18 protein-coding genes are annotated in these 19,203 nt (G+C 41.4%); 15 read left to right on the top strand and 3 right to left on the bottom strand.

Features of this window, described 5'->3' with window-relative positions:
- The first annotated feature begins 1 nt into the window (after position 1).
- The 12 genes from L0Z67_RS20315 to L0Z67_RS20370 all read left to right on the top strand — a co-directional run bounded on the left by L0Z67_RS20315 (position 2) and on the right by L0Z67_RS20370 (position 11,611).
- Positions 2–2,161, top strand: coding sequence for a S46 family peptidase (locus L0Z67_RS20315; protein WP_392353439.1), 2,160 nt, complete (start codon positions 2–4; stop codon positions 2,159–2,161).
- 185 nt (positions 2,162–2,346) lie between these two features.
- Positions 2,347–2,988, top strand: coding sequence for a thermostable hemolysin (locus L0Z67_RS20320; RefSeq protein ID WP_392353441.1), 642 nt, complete (start codon positions 2,347–2,349; stop codon positions 2,986–2,988).
- Positions 2,985–5,144: an AMP-binding protein gene (locus L0Z67_RS20325; protein WP_237115505.1), complete on the top strand. Its 2,160-nt coding sequence runs from the start codon at positions 2,985–2,987 to the stop codon at positions 5,142–5,144. Before L0Z67_RS20320 ends, L0Z67_RS20325 begins: the two co-directional genes overlap by 4 nt.
- A complete protein-coding gene (locus tag L0Z67_RS20330) occupies positions 5,141–5,917 on the top strand; it encodes an SDR family oxidoreductase (protein ID WP_062567799.1) in 777 nt (258 codons plus the stop codon). The genes L0Z67_RS20325 and L0Z67_RS20330 overlap by 4 nt, the downstream gene beginning before the upstream one ends.
- 20 nt (positions 5,918–5,937) lie before the next feature.
- Positions 5,938–6,585, top strand: a complete 648-nt coding sequence (locus L0Z67_RS20335) for a tetratricopeptide repeat protein (RefSeq protein WP_392353444.1) — start codon at positions 5,938–5,940, stop codon at positions 6,583–6,585.
- A 3-nt stretch (positions 6,586–6,588) separates the two neighbouring features.
- On the top strand, positions 6,589–7,248 hold the full coding sequence (locus L0Z67_RS20340; protein ID WP_062567797.1) for a response regulator transcription factor: 660 nt from the start codon (positions 6,589–6,591) through the stop codon (positions 7,246–7,248).
- On the top strand, positions 7,248–8,558 hold the full coding sequence (locus tag L0Z67_RS20345) for an ATP-binding protein (RefSeq protein WP_237115504.1): 1,311 nt from the start codon (positions 7,248–7,250) through the stop codon (positions 8,556–8,558). Before L0Z67_RS20340 ends, L0Z67_RS20345 begins: the two co-directional genes overlap by 1 nt.
- A gap of 19 nt (positions 8,559–8,577) precedes the next feature.
- Positions 8,578–8,898, top strand: coding sequence for a cupredoxin domain-containing protein (locus L0Z67_RS20350; protein WP_062568161.1), 321 nt, complete (start codon positions 8,578–8,580; stop codon positions 8,896–8,898).
- Positions 8,885–9,631, top strand: a complete 747-nt coding sequence (locus tag L0Z67_RS20355) for a hypothetical protein (protein WP_062567795.1) — start codon at positions 8,885–8,887, stop codon at positions 9,629–9,631. The genes L0Z67_RS20350 and L0Z67_RS20355 overlap by 14 nt, the downstream gene beginning before the upstream one ends.
- Entirely contained in the window at positions 9,619–10,323 is a 705-nt protein-coding gene (locus tag L0Z67_RS20360; protein ID WP_062567794.1) for a hypothetical protein, read from the top strand. The genes L0Z67_RS20355 and L0Z67_RS20360 overlap by 13 nt, the downstream gene beginning before the upstream one ends.
- A gap of 203 nt (positions 10,324–10,526) precedes the next feature.
- Positions 10,527–10,736 carry a cold-shock protein gene (locus tag L0Z67_RS20365; RefSeq protein WP_036972536.1) on the top strand — a complete coding sequence of 70 codons (210 nt, stop codon included), beginning with the start codon at positions 10,527–10,529 and terminating at the stop codon, positions 10,734–10,736.
- Between the two features lie 188 nt (positions 10,737–10,924).
- Complete coding sequence (locus L0Z67_RS20370) at positions 10,925–11,611, top strand: ABC transporter substrate-binding protein (protein WP_167346331.1); 687 nt, start codon at positions 10,925–10,927, stop codon at positions 11,609–11,611.
- Here the strand turns inward: L0Z67_RS20370 and L0Z67_RS20375 are convergent.
- The 3 genes from L0Z67_RS20375 to udk form a co-directional block, all read right to left on the bottom strand.
- Entirely contained in the window at positions 11,608–12,339 is a 732-nt protein-coding gene (locus L0Z67_RS20375; protein ID WP_237115502.1) for an ABC transporter substrate-binding protein, read from the bottom strand. The genes L0Z67_RS20370 and L0Z67_RS20375 overlap by 4 nt on opposite strands.
- Positions 12,340–12,496: 157 nt before the next feature.
- A complete protein-coding gene (locus tag L0Z67_RS20380) occupies positions 12,497–13,720 on the bottom strand; it encodes a NupC/NupG family nucleoside CNT transporter (protein WP_062567792.1) in 1,224 nt (407 codons plus the stop codon).
- Between the two features lie 18 nt (positions 13,721–13,738).
- A complete protein-coding gene (gene udk, locus L0Z67_RS20385) occupies positions 13,739–14,368 on the bottom strand; it encodes a uridine kinase (RefSeq protein WP_062568159.1) in 630 nt (209 codons plus the stop codon).
- Positions 14,369–14,559: 191 nt separating this feature from the next.
- Between udk and L0Z67_RS20390 the strand changes: the two genes are divergently transcribed.
- The 3 genes from L0Z67_RS20390 (at position 14,560) to L0Z67_RS20400 (ending at position 19,114) form a co-directional block, all read left to right on the top strand.
- On the top strand, positions 14,560–15,789 hold the full coding sequence (locus L0Z67_RS20390; protein WP_392353451.1) for a phosphopentomutase: 1,230 nt from the start codon (positions 14,560–14,562) through the stop codon (positions 15,787–15,789).
- Positions 15,789–16,490: a purine-nucleoside phosphorylase gene (deoD, locus tag L0Z67_RS20395; RefSeq protein WP_392353453.1), complete on the top strand. Its 702-nt coding sequence runs from the start codon at positions 15,789–15,791 to the stop codon at positions 16,488–16,490. Before L0Z67_RS20390 ends, deoD begins: the two co-directional genes overlap by 1 nt.
- Positions 16,491–16,759: 269 nt before the next feature.
- Positions 16,760–19,114, top strand: coding sequence for an Ig-like domain-containing protein (locus L0Z67_RS20400; RefSeq protein WP_392353455.1), 2,355 nt, complete (start codon positions 16,760–16,762; stop codon positions 19,112–19,114).
- The last annotated feature ends 89 nt before the right edge of the window (positions 19,115–19,203 follow it).

Raw genomic sequence — 19,203 nt, forward strand, 5'->3', positions numbered from 1 at the left:
TATGCGTTTTAAATTTATTGCTGCTGCAGTGGGTATTGCTGTCGCAAATGTTGCCGTTGCCGACGAAGGCATGTGGCAACCTCATCAACTGCCAGAACTTGAATCAGTCTTAAAAGCGAAAGGCTTGAGTATTGATGTAGAGTCAATTTCAAAACTGACTGAGTTCCCGATGAATGCGGTAATTAGCCTTGGTGGTTGTACGGCTTCGTTTGTATCACCAAAAGGTTTAGTTGTAACAAACCACCACTGTGCCTACGGTTCGATTCAATATAACTCGACCACCGAGAACAACATTTTAGAAAATGGCTTTTTAGCAAAAAAGCACAATGATGAAGTGCCTGCAGCCCCAGGCTCTCGTGTCTATGTAACCGAGCAAGTGACCGACGTTACAGAGAAAGTAAACCAAGGTACTGAACAGCTAACAGGTAAAGCACGCTTTGATGCTATTCAAGCAAATGAAAAAGCACTTGTTAGTGAGTGTGAGAAAGACGAGAGCTACCGCTGTAATGTGTATACTTTCCACGGTGGTCTTGAGTATTACCTGATCAAATCGCTAGAAATTAAAGATGTACGTTTAGCGTATGCACCCGCTATGGGGGTCGGTAAATACGGCGGTGATATCGACAACTGGATGTGGCCGCGTCATACCGGTGATTTCTCGTTCTATCGCGCGTATGTAGGTAAAGATGGTAAGCCTGCTGAATATTCAGAAGATAACGTGCCATACCAAAGTGATGCGTTTTTAAAAGTAAGTGCTAAAGGCGTACAAGAAGGCGATTTTGTGATGGTGACCGGATACCCAGGCAGCACAAACCGTTACCGTATTTCGCCTGAAGTTGACTATGTATTTAACACAGCTTACCCATTAGCGCGTAAATATAACTCTAAATATGTCTCGTTGATTGAAGAAAATGCGCCAGAGGGTTCAGAGGCACGAATCGCTTATGAAAGCACGATTGCTGGTTACAACAATTACATTAAAAACTATGGCTCAATGATTGAGAGCTTTAACAAGGGTTCAATGTATAGCCGCAAGCAACAATTCGAAAAAGATCTCACTGCGTGGATCAATGAAGATAGCGAGCGCAAAGCTAAATACGGACATGTACTCGCTGATTTAACGACACTAGTTGCTGAGTCTCAAGAGCATAACCAGCGCGACCGCATGTTAGGCTACGTACACCGTTCACAAATGATGTCATCGGCACGTATGCTGTATCGTTTAGCCTATGAAAAACAAAAGCCAGATGCTGAGCGTGAAAGTGGTTATCAAGAGCGTGATATGCCACGCATTAAGTCACGTTTAGAAAGCATGAGCCGTCGTTACGACGAAACTGTAGATAAAGCTATTTTACTGTACTTTATTGAGCAATATGCCGCATTACCAAACAATGAGCGAGTTGCTGAGGTTGATAAGGCGCTTGGTTTAACAAACGGCTTTGATAAGCAAGAGCAACAAGCCTTGCTTGATGATATGTATGCTAAATCGGTTCTTGCAGATGAAAGCAAACGTTTATGGATGGCAGGCCTTGACCTTGCACAATTAAAGCAAAGTAGCGATCCATTTATTCAATATGCTCAGGCTGTTTTTGCCGTTACGAAAGATATTGAAGATGCGAAAAAAGAACTGGCTGGTAAACAGCAAGCCGCTCGCCCTGCATTAATGGAAGCAATCATTGCTTACAACAAAGCACTTAATAAGCCGGTTTACGCGGACGCTAACAGCACCTTACGTGTAACTTACGGTACGGTAGGAGGCTACTCACCGCAAGATGGCTTAGTGGCAACCCCCTTTACATCTTTAGAAGGACTGCTTGCTAAAAACACGGGTGTTGAACCATTCAACTCACCAGAGAAACAAAATGAGTTGATTAAGCAAAAGCTTTATGGCGATTACACCGGCGGTATGAACACTGTTCCGGTTAACTTTTTATCAAATGTAGATACCACAGGTGGTAACTCAGGCTCTCCAACGTTAAACGGTAATGCTGAGCTCGTTGGTTTGTTATTTGATGGTGTTTACGAAAGCATTATTGGTGATTGGGATTACGATGAAAACTTAAATCGCTCAATTCACGTTGATTCACGATACATGTTGTGGGTGATGGATAAAGTTGATAATGCTCAAAACCTACTTAAAGAGATGACTATCGTTAAGTAATCTAAGTTTAACATTAATTTAAGCATTAAAATGCCAGTCTAACAGACTGGCATTTTTGTTTTTATAAAAATAAAAACATTAAATTTCATAAGGTTGAAAAATATTTATAAAAATTAATTTTTCTTAAGTTTTATTTAAGTTTCGCTCGATAAATTTTACACATAACCTAAGTGGAGCGAACAATTATGCTTTCAGTCAAGCAATCACATCAAACTCAAGTTCAAGAGCCGGCCTTTATTTGCACGCGTGAAGGAGGTCAATTCCGTGACCGTCTTGAGCGTAATATCAAGCAAGGTTTTGCTGCGGCCTATAACGCGAAAATTTCGCAATTCATGCCGCTACTGTGTGAGCTTAATGTTGACGATGAAGTATGTACGTTAGGTCTTCGCTCTGCATCACAAGCTTTATTTATTGAGCAATATCTCCCTGCGTCTATTGAGCACTTTGTCAGTGCCAAGCGTGAGCACATTTTTGAGCTAGGTAATTTATGCTCAACGCATCGAAAAGCCACCTTGGCACATTTTGTTTTAATGAACGAAGCACTCTATCAAGCAGGGGCAAAATATTTAGTATTTTGTGCAACCCGTAAAGTGAGAGCGCTATTAAAAATGCTGGGTGTGAATTGCAAAGAAATCGGTGTTGCCAATGCACAAGCACTACAAGATCCAGCAAGCTGGGGTAGCTATTACGACAATCAACCAACCATTTGTGTGGTTGACCTAAACGAAGCACATCAACGGGTATTAAATACCCCCGTTTTATTCAATATCAAACAGCAATGTTTGCAGTCATCCCTTGAATTGGCTGTCTATTTGGAGGCGTTATGAGCTGGTTAACACAATTACCGCATAAGGATAGCGATACCTTGATGGTTTGCCATCAAAGTGATGGTGTGCGCTCACTAACCAAACAAGAATTTACTGAACAAGTGACTCGTTTGCTGCCTACTTTGGCAGAGTTTGATGCTCAAGGTGTTGCTTATCAATTAGATAACACACCCGCTTGGTGTGTATTAGAAGCTGCGCTTAGCGAGCTTAATAGAGTGGCGATTCCACTACCAACGTTTTTTACTGCTCAGCAAATTGCGTTTGGTTTGCAAAACAGTGGGGCAGGGCTATTTGTATGCGACCGTGCTTACGAAGGTGGGCATGCTAAATTAGTGGCGTTAGTGGATGTGTGTAAGCATTACCCTTTATATGTTTACCAATTGAGTAACACACAGCCTGTGCCATATTTTGCAAACACGCAAAAGATTACCTTTACCTCAGGCTCAACGGGCACACCTAAAGGGGTGTGTTTATCCCTTGAGAGTCAATTGCAAGTGGCAACATCACTGTATCAAAGCATAGGTTTAGAAAAACCAAACCATTTGTGTTTACTGCCGCTACCGGTTTTGCTTGAGAATTTAGCTGGTGTGTATGCGCCGCTATTAGCGGGTGGCACGGTTAATTTAGTGCCTTTAGCTGAACTTGGTTTTTCTGGTGCGCAGCTACTTGAACCACATAAATTAATAGCCGCAATTGAACGTACTGAGCCAAATACCCTTATTTTAGTGCCAGAACTACTAACGTGTTTAGTGGCTTTTGCAAAGCAAGGCTGGCAAGCACCTAAAAGCTTAAAGTTTATTGCCGTTGGTGGCGCGGTTGTAAGCCAAGCACTTATTAAGCAAGCCCGTGAGCTCGGTTTACCCGTTTATCAAGGCTATGGTTTATCTGAATCTTCATCAGTGGTGAGTTTAAACACGCGCGATGATGATGACATCGACACCGCAGGGCGAGTACTTAAGCACATTCAATATAAAATTGAAAATGGCCAGCTTTATATCAAAGGTTCATTGTTTTTGGGTTATTTAGGTCAAGCTGCACAAAATGCTGACGATTGGTATGCAACCGGTGATCTGGTCACTGAGCAAGCAGGCCGCTTGGTTATTCAAGGGCGTTTGAAAAACCAGCTGATCACCAGCTTTGGGCGCAATATCAGCGCTGAGTGGCCAGAGTCGTTATTGCTTAGCCACAGCCAGGTTCAGCAAACGGTGGTGATTGGCGAAGGCCAAGCATTTTTAGCCGCGCTTATCTATGCAAATCAAGCGATGAGTGACGCTGAACTTGCTGCTCATATTACGGCACAAAACGCGCAACTACCCGAATACGCACAGATCAGAAAATGGCATCGAATGGCAGAGCCTATGAGCCACACGCAAGGCTTATTAACCAGCAATAATCGCCCTAAACGCGATGTTATTAACCAATTTTTTGCTACAGAGATTTCAGCACTTTATCAAGAGGCAACGAGCATGAGTCAATTTTTCAATACATTACAAACTGAAACACAAAAAGAGCGCGACTACCTTTTAGCTGCACCGATTATTAGCCGTGTTTTTAAAGGTGAAGTGAGCCTGAGTGAATATGCATCGTTCTTAACGCAAGCTTATCATCATGTTAAGCACACAGTCCCACTATTAATGGCCCTAGGTGCAAAGCTTACCGATAAACAAGAGTGGCTGCGCGAAGCTGTTGCAGAATACATCGAAGAAGAGCTAGGCCATCAAGAGTGGGTGTTAAATGATATTGCAGCATGTGGGTTCGATAAAGAGCTGGTGCGTCATTCTCGCCCACAGTTTTCGACCGAGTTAATGGTGTCGTATGCTTATGATGTAATTAATCGTGGCAATCCTTTGGCATTTTTTGGCATGGTTCATGTTCTTGAGGGTACCTCGATTGCATTAGCCGATAATGCAGCAGGGCAAATCCGTGAGGTTGTAGGTTTACCTAAAAAGGCATTTACCTACCTTACTTCGCACGGTGCACTTGATATTGAACACGTGAAGTTCTTCGAAAATCTCATGAACAAAATTGATAACGAGGACGACCAGCAAGCCATCATTCACGCCGCAAAATGTTTTTACAAACTGTACGGCAATATTTTCCGTGACCTTGATACTGAGCCTTTCTTTAGTGAGGCTGATTTGGAGCAGAGCGCATGAATAGCCCAGTATGTGTGCTAACCGGTGCTACAGGTGGCATTGGCCGGGCTATTGCCCTTCGCCTTGCAAAAGAGGGGTGGCGTTTATTGCTGGTAGGTCGAAATATTAAGCAACTTGCCGCACTTAAATTGGAGTGTGGTAATGAAGCGGAGTACTTTCAGGCTGATCTAAGTAACAGTGAATCTCGCGATGAACTTGCCAAGTTTGCTCAGCAACTAGGTGGTGCAACGCTACTTATCAATAACGCGGGCGTTAACGTGATGCAGGGCTTTAGTGAAATCAGTGAGCAGCAAATTGAGCACTTATTAAATATCAACCTGCATGTGCCAATTAAATTGTGTCAATTGTTCTTACCCCAAGTCACTTTCAACAAAGGCACGATTGTGAACATAGGTTCATCGTTTGGTAGTATCGGCTATCCGTATCAAACCTTGTACTGTGCTAGCAAGTTTGGCTTAAGAGGGATGACCGAAGCCCTTGCCAGAGAGCTTAGCCACAGCGATGTGAAAGTATTATATTTAGCGCCTCGTGCAACCGATACCGCGATTAATTCGCCACAAGTACGGGCGATGAATAAAGCGTTGGGTAACACCATGGATCCACCAGAAAAAGTGGCGGATGCTTTATTAGATTTAATTAACTCAAAAAAGCGTCGCCGTTTTATCGGCTTTCCAGAAACATTATTTGCTCGTATTAACGGCGCATTTCCATCTCTTGTTGATAACGCAATAGCAAAACAACTTCCTAAAATTAAAAGTTTTTTTGCGAACTAAATTGATTAAGGTGAATGATTATGACTAAACTAAATTTTAAAGCCCTAATGATGTTAGGTGTTATCATGGCTACGCCTGCAAAAGCCGACTTTAATAGCGATTTAAGTTCGGTGCAGAAGCAGTGGGCAGTGGTTAATTACGAATTAGTTGACGTTGCGCAGTTGGATGCATTTGAAAAATTAGCGAGCGAAACCGCAGAGTTTACAAAAGCGAACGACCAGCAAGCTGCAAGCCATATTTGGTATGGTATTGTGCTATCGAGCTATGCAGGTGCGAAAGGCGGCTTAGGTGCGCTTGGCCTTGCAAAAGATGCGAAAGCGCAATTCGAAAAAGCACTAAGTCTAGATCCAAAAGCACTTGAAGGTTCAGCGTATACCAGTCTTGCCACCTTATACGGTAAAGTGCCGGGTTGGCCAATTGGTTTTGGTGATGACGATGAAGCGAAGAAACTGTTTAAACAAGCGCTTGAGCTGAACCCGCGTGGTATCGATAGCAACTATTTATATGCGTCATTTCTATATGATGAGCGCAAATATAAATCAGCTAAAGAATTTTTATTGGTTGCTCAGCAAGCGCCTGCGCGTCCTGATAGACCAAAAGCAGACCTTTACCGCCAACAAGAAATTACTGAACTATTGGCTAAGGTAGAGAAAAAAATAAAGAGATAAGTTATGCATTTATTGCTCGTTGAAGACGATCACTTAGTGGCAGAAGGCCTATGCCGTTCTTTGCGTCAACAAGGTTATAGTGTTGAACATAGTTCGACCGTTAAGTCAGCGATGCAATGGCTGCAAAACGATGAAATTGAGCTGGTAGTCCTAGACTTAGGACTACCAGATGGTGATGGCATCGACATTCTAAAGCACATCAAAAAGCACCGTAAAAACCTGCCTGTGGTGATTTTAACTGCTAGGGGGAGTATCGACGATAAAGTGATGGGACTCGATTTAGGTGCTGATGATTATCTTGCAAAACCGTTTGATCCCGCTGAGTTATTTGCACGCCTTCGGGTTGCCAGCAGGCGTCTTACCCAAGCACAAACTAGCACTTTAAAAGTCGGTGATGTTGAAATGGACACCGCAGCTTTTACCGTGAGTTTTCAAAAAGAGCCGGTGAACTTGCCGCGTAAAGAGTTCATGTTACTTAAAGCGTTGCTCGAAAATCAAGGCCGCGTGCAATCAAAGCAGCAGTTAGAGAATAAGCTCTATGAGTGGGGCGAAGAGGTGGGGTCAAATACCATCGAAGTACATATTCATCACTTGCGTAAAAAATTCCCGAAAGAATTTATTAAAACCCTGCGCGGTATTGGTTATGTGGTGGGTAAACGCTAGTGTCAATCCGTAAAAGACTGACCTTACTTATCTTGTCGATGGTGATCTTAACCTGCTTTTTGGCTTTTACTAAAGGTTACCGTGAAAGCATGAATCAGGCTGAAGCACTGCTTGATAACGAGCTAGTTACGCTGGCGCATGTCTTGATTGAACAACCTCTAAGTAAAGAAACTCCTGCCTATACAAGTGATTTACCGCAGTTATTATTTCAGGTTTGGGTTGATGGTAGCTTGGCTTCAAGCTCAAAGTCATTGCAGCATAATCCAATCAATAAAAGTCAGTGGCAAACTGGGTTTAGTGTTGAGAATCTGGCAGGGCAACGAGTCAAAGTGTATCGTTTAAGTGAAGGCAATAAGCGGGTGCTTATTGCTGAGCCTCTAAGTAAGCGTGTGGCACTAACCGAAACCGTGATTTTGTCGGCCATGACGCCGCTGTTATGGAGCGTGCCAATTCTAGCAGTGCTTATTAGTGTTTTTGTAAAACAAGGGCTTGCGCCACTGACTCGATTATCTAATCAATTAAAACATCGTCAAGCAAATGACTTTACGGCGATTCCTTGGCAAACCCCAGAACAAGAAATTAAACCTGTAATTAGCCGCTTAAACGATTTATTTAAACGTGTTGAAAGTGCCTATTTACGAGAACGCTTTTTCGCTTCAGATGCGGCCCATGAACTACGCACGCCGCTCAGTAGTTTAAAAATCAATGTACATAATTTACTCGCTCAGGGGGTTGATAGTGTAGAACTTAATGCGATGGAAAAAGGGGTTGATAAACTAAGTAATATTGTTGAACAGATGTTGATTTTAGGGCGTACTTATCCAGAGCAATGGCAGGCACAATTTAGTCCTGTATCGGTGTTAGAAATTAGCCAGCACGTTGTCGCACAACTTTATGATCGTATAGACGAAAAAGAGCATAGCATTAGCATTGATGGTGATGACTTTGTTATTGCTGGAGATGAATTCACCTTAGTCACTTTGTTTGGTAATTTACTGAGTAACGCCATAAAATATACCCCAGCTGTGGGAGAAATAGGTATTACTCTGAAAACCGAAAATAATCGTTTTATCTGGCAAATTGATGACTCGGGTCCAGGTATTGATGAAGCTCAAAAGCAGCGCATTTTTAACCGTTTTTACCGCGTGGGTGGCGATAAACACCCATCCGGTGAGCAAGGAGCTGGGCTTGGTATGGCTATTGTCGAACATATAGTATCGATTTACAACGCTGATATTGCACTTGCTGATAGCCATCTCGGTGGTTTACGAGTGATCGTCTCCTTTATGCAAGGAGAGGTTAGTGAATAAATGGATTCTGGCACTTTCTATGTTGCTACTATGTATGTCGTCTTGGCTCGCCTATGCCAAAGAGTACAAGTTGATCTTAAAAGATCATCTATTTTACCCCGCTGAAATTAAAGTACCTGCCAATAAAAAGCTACGACTCTTAATCGAAAATCAAGATGATACTCCGGAAGAGTTCGATAGTTTCGACTTAAACCGTGAAAAAGTACTTTACCCTAGCCGCACGAGTGTCATTTATATCGGCCCGTTAAGCCCTGGCCGATATGATTTTTTTGGGGAGTTCTCGCCTAATACTGCCCGAGGAACTGTTGTTGCTACGGAGGTAGATAATGCTGATAACTAGTTTACTGATGAGTATTAATCAACTTCTGCCCGTGGTGATTTTAGCTGTGTTATTGAGTTTGATTGTGCCTTTAAATCAACGCCAGCTCAGTATTTATGCTGTCTTTGGTATCCTCGTGAGCCTAGTGTTCGTGCAAGGCGCTGCGTGGGTGAGCCAGTTATTTGACCATCGTGGCTTAGAGTTTCTGCAAATGCTGCTATGTGTCATGGTTTATGTTGCCGCGTTAATTAGCTGTCAGCAGCGTAGTCATGCAGCAGCGGTCGCATTGATTGCTACCATGACCTTGTATTTAAGCCATTACATGATTTATTTAGTGAGTTTTTGGCATAGCAAAGACACCGCAGAGCCTTTAATACTCGGTACCTTTTTAGGTGTTGGTATTTGTATTAGTTTTGGGGTGTTACTGTTCTTTTTGCTTGAAAGTATTGTTAGACGTGCTGGCGTGCAGTCTTTGATTGTGTTGTTAGCTTTAAATGCAACGGCAAAGTTATTGGTACTTCTTGATTTAGCAAGTCAGGTCGACTTAATTGACGTGACCGCAAATTATTTAGATTGGCGTGGGTTTTTAGTCGAAAACTCAGAGCTTGGCCGTGTATTAAAAGCTTTAGCAGGCTACGAAGCAACACCCAGTAAAACTGCGCTTTGGGTATATGTGATTGCAGCAGTTACATTTATCGCCTTGGTGCGTGTTTTAAAAATTAAAAAGATAGAGGAGCCAGTATGCGGTTCTTAATTATTAGCTTAAGTTGCTTGCTATTAGCAGGTATTAGCCAAGTCGCGTATGCCGATGGTATGGTGGTTGATAAAGTATATCACCCCTATGTGCTTCCCTTTGAGCGAGAAGTTGAATGGCGACTTGTATCAAGGCAAACTGATTCAGGTAATGTGCTGGCTCAGCGTGCCGGTTTTGGTGGTGCAATTAACGATACTATGAGTTTAGAGGGATATGTAGTAGGAGAGCGTGATGACAATGGTGATTTTGGTCTCGCTTCTTATGAGCTTGAACTGCGTTGGCAGCTAGTAGAGCAAGGTCGCTTATGGGCAGATTGGGGCGCATTATTTGAGCTTGAAAAACAGCACACTTTAGATGCATATGAAGCGACAAGTGGTTTTCTGTGGGAGAAAGAGTTTGGCCGCACCAGCTTAACGTTGAATGCTTTTTTAGTTTATGAGTGGGGAGCTGATATTGAAAATGAATGGGAAAGCGAGTTTCGTGCCCAGTATCGCTATCGCTACCGCTCTGAGTTTCAACCCTCTATTGAAATTTATGCGGGGGAAGACTTTTTCGGCATAGGCCCCGGTTTTATTGGTTTGCATCGCTTTAGTCCTAAGCATCAACTAAAATGGGAAGCGGGGTTCATAAGTGAATTAACTCAATCAGGCAAAGATCATAGTTTTCGTTTAGCACTAGAGTTTGAATTTTAATTGTCGATAGTATTTGACTTATCTTCTTAACTCTATATAGTGGGCCCCAGCTAGAAAGAAAGCGTGTAATTAATAAATCTTTATTTCGTTGTTGTATAAGTAATACTTGTAGTACCGTCCTGAAGTTTTTAAGTACCATCTCATTTTTTGCTACACCCGCCCATCTAGGGCATGTTTAATTTTTTTATATCAGGAATAATACTATGTCTAACATCGTATCAGGTACAGTTAAGTGGTTTAACGAATCTAAAGGTTTTGGTTTCATCGAGCAAGAAAATGGCCCAGACGTATTCGCACACTTCAGCGCAATCAAAAGCGACGGTTTCAAAACTTTAGCTGAAGGCCAACGTGTAGAGTTCACTCTTTCACAAGGTCAAAAAGGTCCTCAAGCGGATAACATCACTCCGTTATAATTCTTACTGAAAAGTAATGATTAAGAAGAAGCAAGCTACGGCTTGCTTTTTTTATGTCTAAAAATTGACTGAGAGCATTAACATTCCTATAGTTAATTCAGTCGTCGTATTTGGGTGTTTTAATCATTTTTAGATATCTTCTATTAGCGTGTTTGGGCATTGCTCCGATAGTGTACGCCAAGCATAGTGTGACCATCTATACTGAGCAGTTTCCCCCTTATAACTTCTCTAACAAAGGGCACTTGGAAGGCATTAATCTTCGCTTTGTAAGCGCAATGTGCGTGGATGCCAATATCGAGTGTAGATTTGTGCTATTGCCTTGGTCAAGAGCCTATCACTTAGCGCAAGAAGAGCCTATGGCAGGGCTTGTGTCTACAGCCCGTATCCCTGATAGAGAGCCCTTCTTCAATTGGATTGGGCCTATGGCTTCATCTCGTAACTATTTTTATCGTTTAAAGTCGAACTCGCAAGTTAACCCTCGAGATTTATCGGAAGTGAAAGATTATACTCTTGGGGTGGTGAGAGACAGTATTTATGAGCAGTTTGTAGAAAATATTGGTTTTGAAAGCGAGCAGAATCTGCTTAAATTTAGCCATTATTATGAATGCATTAACTTATTTTTTAAGGGAAAGCTCGACCTTATTATCGGCTCAGAATTATCCTTCCATTATCAACTTATGCAATACGGCTATGCAGGTCAAGAAGTTGTAAAGCTAATAGAATTACCACTTAATAATACAACGGGTAATTTTTTAGCGTTAAATAAAAATATGCCTAAAGAAATTGTTGAGCAATTTCAAATCAGTTACCAAAAGCTGATGAAACAAGGCAAATTAGACAAGCTAACAAACGAGTACTTAGTCGGTCAGCACTAATTGTATTCAGTTAGCATCATCACTTTACGATAAGTTTCGCTCTTTGCTACATCTTCAAAAGCATCTTTCAGTGCTTTAATGTAACGTGGATCTGTATTCTTATTGGCTGCAAGGTAGCCTTTCATGGCTAAGAAGTCGATAGAATGAGCAAAGGTAAAATTTTGTTCGTCTTGTGCTAATTGCTCTGCCATTGCTGCGATATAGTTTTTATCATCAACGATTAGGTCGACTTTGCCAGATATGAGTAATTGGTAAGAACGGGTTATATCTGAAGTGTATATGATTGTATAGCCTCGCTCCGAAAGTTGTTTGGCTGACAGGTCATCTCGTTGAACAGCGACTTTATACTGCTTTGCCTGTTCGCTTGTTGTTATATTAATATCAGCGCGTTGGGTGAGCTTTACAAACCCCATTTGATAGGTTGCCACTGCCCCAATCCACTCGAATTTATTTTCTCGCTCAGGTGTTTTAGCCATGCTAAAAATAAACGTATGTGGCTTTTTTAACGCCATCTTATAAGCACGTGCCCATGGATAAACCTCAATATTGGCTGTTAATTCGGCTTTGGCAAATATCGCCTTTACAAGCTGTGTACTGTCGCCTGAAACTTGGTTATTTATTAAAGTTTGATTGGGAGGGGAGAGTTCGGTCACGACCGTTAAGGCCGGTTCACTATGCGCAGACCAACTTATACATAATAAGGTGAATAAAAATAGAGAGTATTTCATTTATGTACTTAAAAAGACTTAGTATTTAAATCTTAGCACATAAAACGATAAAAGGGCCTTGCGGCCCTTGGTGAAGTATCGTTCAAGTCAGATAGACCTTTAACCCCTTAAAGTTCTATCCTATTGTTTTGCAACTACGGCTCATCTCATTAAGTTTCTAAGCTAGCGAGAGGAAAAAACCTGCAATTGCTGCACTCATGAGGTTAGCCATAGATCCTGCTAACACTGCTCTGAGCCCTAAGCGTGCGATATCCTTTCGCCGACTAGGCGCCATACCGCCTAATCCACCTAGTAAAATTGCTATCGATGATAAGTTAGCAAACCCACATAACGCGAATGTGACAATCGCTTGTGTGTGCGCACTTAACGTATCGCGATAATTAATAAAGTCGAGGTAAGCAACGAATTCGTTAACTACAACCTTTTGACCTATAAAACTGCCTGCGATTACTGCTTCGTCCCAAGGTACACCTAATAACCATGCAACCGGTGCGAATACGTAACCTAAAATTTCCTGAAGCGTTAATGTTGGATGATCAAACCAACCACCAAGACCGCCTAATAACCCATTTAGAAGTGCAATAAGTGCTACGAAAGCAAGTAACATCGCACCTACATTAAGTGCCAGATGCATACCGTTTGCGGCACCTGATGCAGCAGCATCAATTACGTTAACCGGTTTTTCTTCTTGTACGTCTAAATCAGCTAAATCTTCTTTGGGTGTTTCGGTCTCTGGCACAATCATTTTTGCCATTAAGAAGCCACCCGGTGCCGCCATAAAGCTGGCTGCAATTAAGTATTTAAGCTCTACACCAATCGTTACATAACCTGCCATAACGGAGCCTGCTACGGTAGCCAAGCCACCGACCATTACCGCAAACAGCTCAGACTTAGTCATGCTGGCAATAAATGGTTTAACAATTAATGGTGCTTCTGTTTGGCCAACAAAAATATTGGCGGTTGCAGAAAGCGACTCAGGGCGCGAGGTCTTCAATAGCTTTTGTAAGCCACCGCCTAGAATCTTGATTATCCAATCCATCACCCCAATGTGATACAACACAGCAACGAGTGCTGAAAAGAACACAATAACGGGCAATACTTGTATCGCAAAAATAAACCCTAAGGTATCTTGCGATGCCAGTGAGCCAAATAAAAAGCCTATACCGTCATTAGCATAACCAATGACCGATGACACGCCTCGTGACATACTTGCCAGTACGTTTTTGCCCACCTCGAAGAACAAGACAAAGCCACCAATTAACACTTGAAGTAAAAAGGCGATGCCCACAGTTCTTAAATTAATTGCTTTACGGTTTGTTGAGGCCGCAAAAGCAATGGCTAGTAGCATAACAATGCCTACTAAGCTCATAAATGTTGTCATACTGACTATTTCCCGTTGTTATTGTTGCAGTAAATATTTTATTTTACTTTTAATTATATCAATGGCAACGCGATTCATACCGCCGCGTGTGACTACGAGATCAGCTTTGTGCTTTGATGGCTCAATAAACTGATAAAACATAGGTCGCACTGTCGCTTGATATTGATCAACAACGGACTGTAATGTTCTGCCACGCTGCTCCATATCTCGTTGCATACGGCGCATAAGGCAGATATCTAATGGTGTATCAATAAACACCTTAATATCAAATTCTTTACGGAGTGCCGGATCACTCAGTAGCAAAATACCTTCAACGATAAGTACTTTTGCCGGTGCAACTCGGCGCGTTTCTTCGCTGCGAGTATGCATTGCATAGTCATAAGTTGGTACGTCTACTGATTTTCCAGCGCGTAATTGAAGTAGATGCTCATGCATAAGCTCATGCTCGAAAGCATCAGGATGGTCGTAATTAGTTTGCGTTCGATGGTCAAACGGCAAATGCGACTGGTCTTTGTAATAAGCATCTTCTTCGATCACTGCGATCGCGCCCGGTTCAAGCTCATTGACTAATTCGTTATAAATTGTCTTGCTAAAAAGAGACTTGCCCGACGCAGATGCGCCAGCAATAGCTATAATTGTTCGTGTCACTAAAGTTCTCGCCCACACAGAAGGAAACATTGTTAGGTAGATCACAATAGCAAAAAAGACACGATTAATCTCTTTTGCTTCGCTCAGAGGTGCAAATTTATAATGTTTCTGTTTTATGAAACAGGACTTATGTCCTGTACCAAAAATTCGAAGAGCATATAAAGTATTCACATATTGATAACGAGGTACCCATGGCAAGAGCACTTATCTTAATGGCAGATAGCCTAGGAATTGGCGCAGCACCTGACGCAGACAAGTTTGGTGATGTGGGCGCAAATACTTTCGCTCATTTACTCAAAGCTTATGCTGAAGAAACCGGTGAGCACTTATCGCTACCTAATCTTACCCGTTTAGGTTTGGCCGATGCATGCGAAGCCGCTGGTAAAGAACCGTGTTTAGTCAGTGATCGCCAAGCACCTGTTGGCGCATGGGGTTACGCTAAAGAGTTATCAAGTGGTAAAGACACGCCTTCAGGGCACTGGGAAATGGCCGGTGTCCCTGTGTTATTTGATTGGGGTTACTTCCCAAATACACAGCCGTGTTTTCCACAAGAATTTGTGGACGAGCTAATAGCTCGTGCAGGTATTCCTGGCATTTTGGGTAACTGCTATGCCTCAGGAACAACCATTTTAGAACAACTAGGTGAAGAACACATGCTAACCGGTATGCCGATTTGCTACACCTCAGTTGATAGCGTGTTTCAAATAGCCGCGCACGAAGAATCATTCGGACTGGAGAAACTTTATCAGGTTTGCGAAATCGCACGGGCGCTGCTTGATGAAATGAACATAGGAAGAGTGATTGCGCGGCCATTTTTGGGTTCGAGCCGTGACGATTTTGCCCGTACCGGTAATCGTCGTGACTATTCGGTGCTGCCACCGTCGCCAACCTTGCTTGATAAATTATCGCAAGACGGCGGTGAAGTGATTAGTATTGGTAAAATTGCTGATATCTATGCGCACCAAGGCATCACCCAAAAACACAAAGCGCCAGGGCTGATAAACTTACTTGAGAAAACCTCAGAAGTTATCGCAAGCGCACCAGAGCATAGTTTGATTTTTACAAACTTAGTTGATTTTGATGAAAAGTACGGTCATCGCCGTAATGCCGTTGGCTATGCTAAAGCATTAAAAGAGTTTGATGATTATCTACCGACCATCTTAAATCAACTAAATAGTGATGATGTGTTAATTATCACGGCCGATCACGGATGTGATCCAACAGCAGCAGGCACTGACCATACACGTGAATACGTGCCAGTACTTGCTTACCAACCTGGGATGACAAACACCCCGCTTGGAGAACGAGCTAGTTTTGCAGACATAGGTCAAACCCTTGCCCAGTGGTTTAATCTTCCTGCACTTGAATACGGTGATAGCTTTAAAGACCAGCTATTAGCGAACAAAAAAGGAAACCAATAATGAGTACTCCTCATATCAGTGCCAATGTAGGCGAATTTGCAGAAACGGTATTAATGCCAGGTGATCCGCTTCGCGCTCAATACATTGCTGAAAACTTTTTAGATGACGCAAAACAAGTAACAGGCGTTCGTAATATGTATGGTTTTACCGGTACCTACAAAGGTAAACCAGTGAGTATTATGGGCTCTGGGATGGGTATTCCATCAATGTCAATTTATGCCCGTGAATTGATCGTTAGTTACGGCGTTAAAAATCTAATTCGTATTGGTACCTGTGGCGGTATTGGTAGCGATATCAAAATCCGTGACGTTATCTTTGCACAAGGTGCAAGCACAGATTCAAACGTAAACCGTGCGCGCGTTCGTGGTTATGACTTTGCCGCAATTGCTGATTTTGGTTTACTACTTAGCGGCGTAAACGCAGCAAAAGAATTAGGCATTGAAGCGAAGGTAGGTAATGTATTTACAACAGATACATTCTACCAAGCAGATAACACATTCTATCAAGAATTAGACAAGCTAGGCGTACTTGCTGTTGATATGGAAACAGCTGGCATGTACGGCGTAGCCGCTGAATACGGCGCAAAAGCGATGGCATTATTTACTGTTAGTGACCACGTAATCACTGGTGAAGCGACACCAAGTGAAGAGCGTCAAAGCACTTTTAACGAAATGGTTAAAATTGCTTTAGAATCAATTTAAATAAGTTCCTTGGTAACGTATTCACTGAAATTTGGAAACACGCCCAAAGTGAAGTGAGACTAACCTCAAAGCCGCATTTATGCGGCTTTTTTTATAGTTGCGAGTTTATCTCGCGTAAAATCCTACTCGCATCTCGCAATTTTAAGCCTTGATTAATAAAAAAGAGTTGTAATCATAAGCAACAATACTTTACTGTTAGTCTTTTGGTTTGTACCTAAAAAGTAAATAATAATTAATAACTCTCTTGGACAAAAATACTAAGGATTAGTATGAAATATAAATACCTACCTCTAAGCCTTGTCTTTTCATCTTTACTTACTGGTTGCGGTGGCAATAGTGATAGTAATGAGGAATCTAAACAAGAATTAACAAATTCGGCACCCGTTGCAGTTATTGATACTAGTTCAACCCTTAATGGTGAAAGTGTTGTAATTAGTGTTTTGGAAAATGACACAGATAGTGATGGTGATGCGTTAACTGTTGCGCAAATATTAACGCAGCCAACTCACGGAACAGCAATGATTTCAAATAATCAAGTGCTTTATACTCCGGTTGATGCAAACTTTGCAGGAAAAGATAGCTTTAGCTATCAAATAACAGATGGAGAAAAAACGTCACAAGCAAGCGTTGAGCTAACTTTATATCAGCAGTTGACTTTACATGGGCAAGTGGTTGATAAACCAATTGCAAATGCTGATGTCTCTTTAACAATTAATGGCGAAACACTTGAAACTCACGCTGATAGTAATGGCTTTTATCAGTTAGATGTTAAAACGTCAGATATAACCGATATGCTTTTATTAAAGGCGATTGGTACGGCTAATGATCAACAACACGTCGAGTTAGTTAATTTATTTGGGAGTTTTGAAAGTGTAATGCTAGCTTCGGGTGAGGACCGCATTTATTCATATGAGCAAGGGGATAATGCCAACATCACTCACTTATCGACTGCTCACTATTTATTGGCTGAAGAACAAAATGCTGAAGACACAATAACTACCCAAGAAGCTTACGATAGTTTATCTGCACAAATATCACCAAAGGAATTATTAGATACTGCAAGTTTTATAAAACTGTTGGTCGATAATGACAACTATACAGTTGCTGAAGGTACATCGTTGACTTTACTAAACTCTGGTGAAGTTAAAGAGGCTATAAATGCTTACTTAGTGAGTATTGCTGCAATGGATACGCAAGGTAATCTAACCGAGCAGTATGAAGCTGATTTCACACAAGCGAAAAATGATTCTATCAGCAGTACTGATTTGGCCTTTACTGAACAAGAGCTCACTGAGCAACCACTATTTACATTTTCAGCGTACCGTAAAAAGTTAATGCCGCTATATGCAGATAAAACACTTATTTTGAATAGTGATTATCAAGGTAAAAGTATAGTCGCTAACAATAACGATACTCGAGAGGCGAGTGTTGAGTGGAAAATCGAACAAGGTAAGCTTGTATTCGATTTTGCAGAAGACTCTGTTTTACGATATGCAATTGACTTAAGCTTCAACATTGATAGTGGTATGGTAGAAATTGCTAATAAATGGGGCGAAGATATCGCTATAGCAATACGAGATGCTTACTATAAAGGCAAAATAAATTCATTTATTATTGTTAAAAAGTACCCACTAAAAAGAACTGTTTCTAAATTAGCCAATGATAAGTCAGGTGTTTTAGCATACATTTCTGGGGTAGATGTTGAAGAGTTAGAGATCCCGGATGCCGTTGAATGGGAAACAGATACTTTAATTTACGAAAAACCAATTGATGATGTATTAAAAATTGTTAACGGCACCAACGATGAATTTTCATTGCTTAGTTCAGAACAGTTAGTTGGGGAGTGGTCAGTTCCATCACTGTATGCTTCAGAGGAAATTTCAGGAAGCATTCTTAAACATGAGTACTTAACAATTTCAGGCGTGACAGCAACTGCGAAACACACAGGTAAATCTTATGTAGTAGAACGCTTAGAAAATAGCTTGGTTCTTTCTAGCTCTACAGAAAAAGTGACTTATACGCCGATTATGTCTGATGGTAATCGTTACTTAACCTTTGTACAGCAATGGGAAAATGACGAACTAATTTTTCAAGGTACAGGCTCCGTTGTAAAAGTAAAAGACGATGCTGAATTGTTTTTTGAAAACATGATTACTGAGCTACCAAAGGTGTATCAACCTATGATTACAGTAATGAATCATGGTAGTGAGAGTGTATATGAAGATGACTTAATGAATATTGATTATCTAAATGCTTATCAGTTTGATGCAAATAATACAGTAAAACGGGCTATTCGTTCAGCTCATTTAATAGATGGACCTGATAACTATTTTCACATTGGTAACGAATGGACATGGAGCAGAACCGAAAACCAGCTTAAAATGGGCTATGAAAGTGACTTTGATTTGCGCTATATATTTTGGGATTTACTTGCATACGTTCCTGAATCAAATTCTGCATTAGTACATGAATATGGTTATTATGGTTATGATGAGGATAATAATGGTGAAATTTCTGAGGATGAAATTGAAAACTTGATTTATCCTCGCATTAACTTTATCAAGCTAGAAGATCTTAGCCTTTGGGAAGCTGCATGGCAAAACACGGTTAATAAAGGCTTATAACCTAATTAATGAAACCCTTTCAAAGCCGCATTTATGCGGCTTTTTTTATAGTTGCGAGTTTATCTCGCGTAAAATTCAGCTCGTTGCCT

The sequence above is a fragment of the Pseudoalteromonas sp. PB2-1 genome (assembly GCF_045040605.1).
In the GTDB taxonomy this organism is placed as follows: Bacteria; Pseudomonadota; Gammaproteobacteria; order Enterobacterales; family Alteromonadaceae; genus Pseudoalteromonas; species Pseudoalteromonas arabiensis.

Bases quoted from the DNA above. Each gene is read 5' to 3' on its own strand.
- L0Z67_RS20315 (WP_392353439.1), top strand. From the start codon at position 2: ATGCGTTTTAAATTTATTGCTGCTGCAGTGGGTATTGCTGTCGCAAAT.
- L0Z67_RS20320 (WP_392353441.1), top strand. From the start codon at position 2,347: ATGCTTTCAGTCAAGCAATCACATCAAACTCAAGTTCAAGAGCCGGCC.
- L0Z67_RS20325 (WP_237115505.1), top strand. From the start codon at position 2,985: ATGAGCTGGTTAACACAATTACCGCATAAGGATAGCGATACCTTGATG.
- L0Z67_RS20330 (WP_062567799.1), top strand. From the start codon at position 5,141: ATGAATAGCCCAGTATGTGTGCTAACCGGTGCTACAGGTGGCATTGGC.
- L0Z67_RS20335 (WP_392353444.1), top strand. From the start codon at position 5,938: ATGACTAAACTAAATTTTAAAGCCCTAATGATGTTAGGTGTTATCATG.
- L0Z67_RS20340 (WP_062567797.1), top strand. From the start codon at position 6,589: ATGCATTTATTGCTCGTTGAAGACGATCACTTAGTGGCAGAAGGCCTA.
- L0Z67_RS20350 (WP_062568161.1), top strand. From the start codon at position 8,578: ATGTTGCTACTATGTATGTCGTCTTGGCTCGCCTATGCCAAAGAGTAC.
- L0Z67_RS20355 (WP_062567795.1), top strand. From the start codon at position 8,885: ATGCTGATAACTAGTTTACTGATGAGTATTAATCAACTTCTGCCCGTG.
- L0Z67_RS20360 (WP_062567794.1), top strand. From the start codon at position 9,619: ATGCGGTTCTTAATTATTAGCTTAAGTTGCTTGCTATTAGCAGGTATT.
- L0Z67_RS20365 (WP_036972536.1), top strand. From the start codon at position 10,527: ATGTCTAACATCGTATCAGGTACAGTTAAGTGGTTTAACGAATCTAAA.
- L0Z67_RS20375 (WP_237115502.1), bottom strand. From the start codon at position 12,339: ATGAAATACTCTCTATTTTTATTCACCTTATTATGTATAAGTTGGTCT.
- L0Z67_RS20380 (WP_062567792.1), bottom strand. From the start codon at position 13,720: ATGACAACATTTATGAGCTTAGTAGGCATTGTTATGCTACTAGCCATT.
- L0Z67_RS20390 (WP_392353451.1), top strand. From the start codon at position 14,560: ATGGCAAGAGCACTTATCTTAATGGCAGATAGCCTAGGAATTGGCGCA.
- deoD (WP_392353453.1), top strand. From the start codon at position 15,789: ATGAGTACTCCTCATATCAGTGCCAATGTAGGCGAATTTGCAGAAACG.
- L0Z67_RS20400 (WP_392353455.1), top strand. From the start codon at position 16,760: ATGAAATATAAATACCTACCTCTAAGCCTTGTCTTTTCATCTTTACTT.